Origin of the sequence: Acinetobacter sp. UBA5934, from assembly GCF_002430855.1 — a bacterium.
Lineage (GTDB): Bacteria > Pseudomonadota > Gammaproteobacteria > Pseudomonadales > Moraxellaceae > Acinetobacter.
Genome location: NZ_DJDC01000146.1, coordinates 20,251 through 27,365 on the forward strand (window position 1 = coordinate 20,251; position 7,115 = coordinate 27,365).

Annotated in this window: 12 protein-coding genes; 6 read left to right on the forward strand and 6 right to left on the reverse strand. The window is 41.6% G+C overall.

Annotation, left to right across the window (positions count from 1 at the left end):
* Positions 1-4: 4 nt before the first annotated feature.
* From B2Y23_RS10075 to B2Y23_RS10100, 6 genes are all read right to left on the reverse strand, one after another.
* Complete coding sequence (locus B2Y23_RS10075; RefSeq protein WP_291370602.1) at positions 5-379, reverse strand: hypothetical protein; 375 nt, start codon at positions 377-379, stop codon at positions 5-7.
* Positions 376-927, reverse strand: a complete 552-nt coding sequence (locus B2Y23_RS10080) for an Nmad5 family putative nucleotide modification protein (RefSeq protein ID WP_291370604.1) — start codon at positions 925-927, stop codon at positions 376-378. The genes B2Y23_RS10075 and B2Y23_RS10080 overlap by 4 nt, the downstream gene beginning before the upstream one ends.
* The gene (locus B2Y23_RS10085; protein WP_291370606.1) at positions 924-1,220 is read right to left on the reverse strand and encodes a hypothetical protein; all 297 of its coding nucleotides are present in this window, start codon (positions 1,218-1,220) and stop codon (positions 924-926) included. The genes B2Y23_RS10080 and B2Y23_RS10085 overlap by 4 nt, the downstream gene beginning before the upstream one ends.
* A 303-nt stretch (positions 1,221-1,523) precedes the next feature.
* The gene (locus B2Y23_RS10090) at positions 1,524-1,757 is read right to left on the reverse strand and encodes a hypothetical protein (protein ID WP_291370608.1); all 234 of its coding nucleotides are present in this window, start codon (positions 1,755-1,757) and stop codon (positions 1,524-1,526) included.
* A gap of 555 nt (positions 1,758-2,312) precedes the next feature.
* Entirely contained in the window at positions 2,313-2,639 is a 327-nt protein-coding gene (locus tag B2Y23_RS10095; protein ID WP_291370609.1) for a hypothetical protein, read from the reverse strand.
* Between the two features lie 44 nt (positions 2,640-2,683).
* Positions 2,684-3,427 (reverse strand): S24 family peptidase, encoded by a 744-nt coding sequence (locus tag B2Y23_RS10100; RefSeq protein ID WP_291370611.1) that lies wholly within the window; start codon positions 3,425-3,427, stop codon positions 2,684-2,686.
* Between the two features lie 92 nt (positions 3,428-3,519).
* Between B2Y23_RS10100 and B2Y23_RS10105 the strand changes: the two genes are divergently transcribed.
* Genes B2Y23_RS10105 through B2Y23_RS10130 form a run of 6 tightly spaced genes read left to right on the forward strand, consistent with a single transcriptional unit; the run spans position 3,520 to position 6,880 of the window.
* Positions 3,520-3,708, forward strand: a complete 189-nt coding sequence (locus B2Y23_RS10105; RefSeq protein ID WP_291370614.1) for a Cro/CI family transcriptional regulator — start codon at positions 3,520-3,522, stop codon at positions 3,706-3,708.
* Positions 3,709-3,765: 57 nt separating this feature from the next.
* Complete coding sequence (locus tag B2Y23_RS10110) at positions 3,766-4,257, forward strand: phage regulatory CII family protein (protein WP_291370615.1); 492 nt, start codon at positions 3,766-3,768, stop codon at positions 4,255-4,257.
* Between the two features lie 49 nt (positions 4,258-4,306).
* The gene (locus B2Y23_RS10115; RefSeq protein WP_291370617.1) at positions 4,307-5,185 is read left to right on the forward strand and encodes a replication protein; all 879 of its coding nucleotides are present in this window, start codon (positions 4,307-4,309) and stop codon (positions 5,183-5,185) included.
* The gene (locus B2Y23_RS10120) at positions 5,182-5,925 is read left to right on the forward strand and encodes an ATP-binding protein (RefSeq protein ID WP_291370619.1); all 744 of its coding nucleotides are present in this window, start codon (positions 5,182-5,184) and stop codon (positions 5,923-5,925) included. Before B2Y23_RS10115 ends, B2Y23_RS10120 begins: the two co-directional genes overlap by 4 nt.
* Entirely contained in the window at positions 5,922-6,428 is a 507-nt protein-coding gene (locus B2Y23_RS10125; RefSeq protein ID WP_291370621.1) for a hypothetical protein, read from the forward strand. Before B2Y23_RS10120 ends, B2Y23_RS10125 begins: the two co-directional genes overlap by 4 nt.
* The gene (locus tag B2Y23_RS10130) at positions 6,425-6,880 is read left to right on the forward strand and encodes a hypothetical protein (RefSeq protein ID WP_291370623.1); all 456 of its coding nucleotides are present in this window, start codon (positions 6,425-6,427) and stop codon (positions 6,878-6,880) included. Before B2Y23_RS10125 ends, B2Y23_RS10130 begins: the two co-directional genes overlap by 4 nt.
* Positions 6,881-7,115 lie beyond the last annotated feature (235 nt).

Genomic DNA, 7,115 nt, shown 5'->3' on the forward strand with positions numbered 1-7,115 from the left:
TTTCTTATCCTTGTGCCATTTCAAATTTTTCAACCGCATCTGCTTCAAGCCATTCATTCAGTGCATAGACCTGAGATTCAGTCAGAATGAAATGCAAGCCAGCTGGTGTTTCTTCAAAGTCAGATCGAGTGACCAAAGCTAAAGTCTTGTTGTCTACTTCAAGCTTGGTGTAATCCACATCACGGCCAGACTCAGGGTGAAATTGCTGTTCCACACACATTGAATCAGTCAATTCAACCGCTTTGATTTCACAATCAATGGATTGGTTGCCAACAACAAAAGAGAACTGCACATTGTCGGCATCAATACCAATGTATGGCGAGATTGAAAGCATTGGAAAACAAGGAGCAAACAATTCAGGTTTAGTTTGAGCGTTCATGCTGGCACCTCATCAACTGGGAGACCTAATGCAGCATTAAGGCGATTAACCTGTACAGCCGGAAGGATGGCAATCGTTGGTTTTTGCTCAAACTTCTCAAGCAGAGATTTGCATTCTGGCCACACTTCCCAAAGTTTTTTGAAGGTGTGGACACTTTCCAGAACAGCATTTATTTCACGGCTCATAGCATCGCGCTGTTTTTCCGTATCTTTAACCTTGTCATTAGCCTGCAACCAAGCAATCGCAACAGGATTGTCAGCTAGAAATACAATGCGTGAATAATTGCTTTCATATGACATAGGCTTTGATTCACTAAGAAATACAATGTGTCGCTGACCACCAATGTTGGTATCCATGCGACCCTGCTTGTAAAGAAAACTAGCCGGCAATTTCTGCATAGTTTTTAAGTGTTCACCATGGTGATCCATATAAAGAGCGTCACCAGCCGCAATAAGGTCAGCTTTTGCTTGCGCTAGCTTTTCTGAAAAAGCATGATCCAGAACAGTTCCAAGCATTGATTGACGAATTTGATTTGTTAAACGGCTCATTTGCTTTCCCCTGAATTTGAAATTTCTGCTTGAATTTTTATTGCCTGCAACGTCTGACGATCCACATCATCCGAACAGCTACGAACCATGAAAGGTGTTGCCAAAATTGGCGAAATAAAAACTGCCACTGCAATCACGTCACGCATAAAAACTTTGAACTTATTGCGTTTATTCGCTTTTGCAATCTGCTTTGTAGAAGGCGGTTGCTGGTAAAGAATCCCTGTTGATGGGATATGGCCAAACTCTGGGGTTTGACTGTGGGATGGGTTTTGGTTCATAATAATTTCACTCACTAGGGTGGGTCATGCCTCAGGTTGGTCGTACAACGCTGGGGCTTTTTGTTGTCTATGGGATTTAGTTTACCAAAGGAAACTTTATAGTCAAGAGAAAAGTTTATCAAAAGAAACTTTTTATTATTTATGGAAACTTTTATGTTTTAATAGACAAAAGAAAACCCACCGCTGGGGTGGGTTGGATGGAGTCTATTATGCTAACTCACGAAGAAAAACTTAATCTTGTATTGAGTCTAATTGCTACAGGTTGTACTGATCCAGATGCAATTATTCATTGTATCAACAAGATTGATGGCGATTTATTCAAGAAGGATCGCCCTCCAAAATCGCCTTAACATCTACACCAGACCAACTTACAACTTTGTGGCACTGATTGTAGAGTTTTAGATAGTATTCTCGAGGGTTATCTTTCTTACCCTCATCTTTTCCTTTTATTTTCTCTGCTTCTGCAATTCTAGACATTAGATCAAAAGCAACTCTCTCAACGGAGTTATCTTTAATTTCAATAGGTCTGGTTACTGTAATACTATCACTCATTATTATCTCCACCCGATCCAAGAGCCGCTCGGGTATGCGGCATTTGTTTTTTGATTTAATTTTATGTATTTTAAAAATATGGGTGAGGGGGTGCTTATCACACCCCCTCGGTTTTATGCAAACCAAGTCAGGAATGCGAGTACCGCATAAAGATTTATCTTTACTGATACTCTCAAACCCTTCTTGGTCCGCAACGTCAGAGAAAACATGGCATTTACCTTGTAATTCACTGGCGGGCGCCCACCAATATTTATATTGGTGTGTGTATTTATATAGCGCCATGCCGGGCGCTTGCCCTGAAGGTGTGCGCACACCGGAGGGGCGTTTCAGCTCAGATTATTGCTTTACTGTCGATCGTGCCTTCGCTTATTTACCCCCTGGGCTGGATGGGCGAAACCATTTACACTCAAACAATACTGCAATTCACGTCACCTTTAGCGGAGTATCAATCCGCAATTCAGGATTGATGGTCCTGAATACCTAAGCCGCATATAGCGGCTTTTTATTTCCACATAGTCACACCGGCGACTTACTTTTTAAACATCTCTATACAACCTAAACAAACTCATACCGGCCCAGCTTCGCAGTATTTAAAAGCTCTTCCTGATTACATAATTCTATTCTTGAAATAAAGTCTAAAGGCATAGTTAGTCTCTCAGCAGTAATAGTTTCGAAGTGAACCCAAATTGCAGCATCTTGATTCTCGAAGCTAATACTTACAAGTTTGACCAGGTCGTAAGGCTCACTATCATGGAGTAGGACAATATTGTAGAAATGATCTGTACGTACATAAGAGATAAGCATTTCATGAATAGCAGTTTGCTCATCACTGCTTAGTTCGCTGTATTTACTCACCTCAAGGTTATTGTAGTCTTTACTCATTAATCTTCTCATTACGTGATTAAGCCGCATATAGCGGCTTTTTGTTAGCGTCGAATACGTTTTACGACCTGTTTCCACCAGTATTGACCTAATATAGATACGCCTTCTGATTCAATTCTACTAGGGGGATAATATTCATCAGGAAATTGATTTTTATCCGAATTTGCCGAGACAGCTTTAAACCCACCTTTGCCTTGCTCATTCCAATTGAATAGATATTTAATTTTAGTGTCATCCCCAACTTGAAAAGCATAAATTTCCCCGTCATAAATGGTTCTAGCGGACATATCAATTGATATAGCTTGCCCATCCTTCAATTTAGGAAACATACTTTCACCGCGAACGTGAATTACTTTAGTAGTGGATGGTTCAACATTGCACTCTTTAATCAAATCAACAGGGAATAACATTTTATTATTGCTTGGTTTTTCTAGATTTAGATAGCCATTTCCTGCACTAACAAATACATCATCATAATAATCAATAGCAATATATCCCTCGGGAACAGGATCTCCATCCTGGTATATACCAACTTCCATTTTAGCTATATCTGCATTGCTTTTTTCAGGAGTTGGCACTCCATCCAAAATCCATTCAGGTGATGTTTTTAAAGCTCTTGCAAGAGAGGTAATACTCTTACCGCTCGGCGTATTTACCCCCGAGATCCATTTAGAAATCGTGCCTTTGCTAAGGCCAGTAGCCCCAATCAAATCAACTTGCTGAAGGTTAAGTTCCTTCATTCTCATCAAGATGCGTTCAGAAACACTGCTCATCGCATAAATACCCATAACCGTTGTTTCCAATAGTAAACAAACTTATTGACCTAAAAAGAAACTTATGGTTTACTTAGGGAAACTATTAGTTTATTAAGGTAAACAATATGACCGTAGATGACGTAAAGGATCATTACGGAGCTGAGAGTGATGCTGACTTAGCGCGAATTTTAAAAAAAACTCGCGGAGCAATCAGTAAATGGCGCTCTTACGGAATTCCAGCATCCACCCAAGCAGTTCTCCAGATCCAGACTAAAGGCAAGTTAAAGGCAAACTTAGAAGCCTTAACCGCTTAAACCAATTATCAACAACTTAGCGTTTTAAATAAACGTGAGCTTAATCAAAGGATTCACATGGATATATCGAAAGAAACCAAAACCGCTTTGCACAAGATGGTCCATCAATCCAGCGGTATCACCCCAAAAGAGTTAGCAGATGTCGTTGGGGTATCTCATAACACAATTTTGAATTACGCCAATCCAAACATGGAAAACCATTTGCCAAGTCTAAAAGCATTCGAAGCAATGCTGACTTATACCGAAAACCCAGCAGTCTTAAAGTCGTGGGCGCACAAAATAGGTTTGATGCTAATGCCTGTAGGTGATGCTCAAGGCAAGGATCATCAATTAGGTGTTCTTGAATCACTACTTGGTATGAATGTTGGCAATGGTGCGGCAAACAAGCAGGTTTTATCTGCTCTGGAAGATGGTGTTGTGACACCTGCTGAAATGGATGAGACAGATCGCATCCTGGAAGAAATCGAACATAAAATTCAGTCTTTGCGTAAAGCTATGAAAGGCGAGTGCGCAAAGTATTTATCAGCTCTACAACGAGAAAAAGCCTGATCTTGGGGATCAGGCTTTCCTAATTCAAAACACTTGCGGGGTTTCAAATATGAAAACAAATTTAGCACATGAACCACCAATACCTCAAGGGCAAGTAGTTCATTTTCCAAAAAATGAGCGCAAAGCTATGTCGAATAAAGAAGAGCGCTACACCAAGATGCCTAATGCTTTGATTGACGGCCAAATTATGGCCCAGTTAAACGACAAGGCATTTAAGTGTTTAATGTTTGTAATGCGTCAAACCATTGGATTTGACCGTGTATCCCACCCAATTGCTATCACTCAATTTCAAAAATATTGCGGCATTAAAAAACGCGATACGGTTATGTCGTGTATTCGCGACCTTGAAGAACTTGGCTTGATCAAAGTTGAGAGAAAAACAGGTTGCTTAAATGAATACCTATTCACTCCTGACCAGTACCGCGAAAAGGGACTAGTACCAAATGATGGTAGTACCATTAAAGGTGACGGGACTAGTACCATCAAACAGGACTGGACCAGTACCGCGAAAGGTGACGGGACCAGTACCGTTGAACGGGGCACTATTAAAGAAACACTTAAAGAAACATTTAAAGAAAACTTTAAAGAGAGTAACGCGCAAGAAAATTCAGTCGATGCGGTCTTAAATCTCTGGACACCAGATCTTCACTCTTTGAATTCTTGGTTGCAAAGATCAGGCGAAATGCCAATGACTCAAGAACTGGTAAACCAAGTTTTACTTGAAATCAATGCTCATTACGAACCACGTTTGAAATCAGGTCAACTTACTGATAGCCAGATGTATGCCAACTTTGTGAAGTGGGTGAAACGTGGTTACAAGCCTAAAGCTCAATCAAAAACAAATCTGAACGTCAACGACGCATGGGAAGGAATTCCTCAATTCCAAGGACATGTTGAGCCAGTTGAAATACCGGAGGATTTTGTATGAACGCCATGATCTCAATGAAATTTCAACAGGTACAGGCTTACTGCGCTGAACACAAGATTCAAAAAGTTCAAGCCGGACCTAATCAGGTTTGCCCTGAGTGTGCAAAGAATCTGGTGAGCAAGAACAACCAGAAGCATCAGGAATCTGTAAACAAGATGGTCCGTGATTTGCACTTTGCTGGAGCAATGATTCCTGAACGCCACAAGGATTCAGGTTTTAGAAATTACAACACGAATTTTGCTGGACAATCGAATGCCTTAAACAACTGTGTTGAGTTCTCAAGAGTCATGATTGCCGGTCAAAAGCGTAATTTCATCATGTCGGGTAAGACCGGTACAGGCAAAACCCATTTGAGCTGTGCGATAGCCAGAACGCTTTTAAACAAGGGAATTTATGTCCGCTATATCACTTCGGAAGATATGGCTAATGACATTGCCAATGCATGGAAGAAAGAGGCAAATGACAGCGAATCAAACGCAATCTACCGGTTCACTGAGTATGACTTGCTGATCCTGGATGAATACGGATTGCATGACCGTCATGAGAATCGACTTCAACTGGTGCACAAGGTTTTATATTCACGCTATGACGCAGGCAAGCCGACCATGCTGATTTCAAATCTTACACTGACTGAGTTGCAGAAGGACTTAGGGGATCGTCTTTGGTCTCGTTTTCAACATGACGGATTAACACTGGTTGAGTGCAATTGGGTGGATCAGCGTTTAGGGGGTGGGGTGTGAGTGTAATTTCTGAATACAAAGACTCAGGTGGTCTTACAGTTTATCCAAAACCGCTTACTGATCATGCGTTTGCTGGATTGAATGAGCAAGAAAATATCGACTTTAAAATCTGGTTGGGTCTGATTGGTGAAAATGAAATTGAGGTTGCAGCTGATCAGAAGCTAGAAACCTATTTTGTTAAAGCTTTCAAGGAGCAAAAAGAAGAGCGCTGTCAGTACATGAATCCGGCTCAAAAAACATCTCTTATTAGCTTTTGGTTTCTTCAGGCTGAGGCGGGTCGATTCTGTGCAGGCTTGAGACATGGTTGTGAATTTTGGCAGCTGGTTGATTGGGTACCGACTCAAGAGGAATTCAATAAAGCGTTCCCTGCGTCTGAATCGCTAGAACTTGAATATGCACCACCTATGGAGCCGGTTAAGTCAGAGCCGGTAAAGCAGGTCAAAGCTAAAGCAAAGCCAGCGCGTGATGAATGGACTTTGGATTTATTCGGGGGTGCCGCATGAACGAAATACTTCAACAAAGAATCGAGTCGGTACAAGCTGGCAAAAACATAACTCATGCTCAGATTGAAGCTAAACGCAGTCTACGTGAGCAGCTTGATAGCGACCTTGAGGCTTTCTTTGCAAATGGCGGTCAGGTGCAGGAATTACCGCGCGGTTACTCAGGTGAATTTTCTCAATTCAATGGTCGTCCGGTAGGAAGTGCTCAGGCAACCATGCGTAGTGTGATGTCAGCTGCTGTGTCTGAAGCACACGCAAGACGCAATAACCCGAATGTTCAAGCAAGAGAGAAAGCCAGAAAAGAGGGATTGAGGCACTTTCATGGTGCCACCTGTACATCTTGTGGTGGAACACTTCGCTATACCAGTACCAATAGTTGCTTTAGCTGCAATAAATCGTCGGCTATCAAAAATTACAAGAAGCGGATGGGCAAAACATGCAAAACCACGACTTAAAAATACTGCGGGACAAGATCAACGGCTCAATTCCTCAGGATGAGGATGAGTTGGAGCTTCAAGAACAATGGAATCGGATGCATGCGGAACTGGAAGCGTTGAAAGCGGAAGATGAACGGAATTGGGTGGAGTGTCGGGGATGAGTGAATTTGAAAAGTGGTTTGTAGACCAGGATTTCTACACAAACATGCGATTCATCCATGGTGACAAGCTGTTTGATAAGGATGGTGATGTT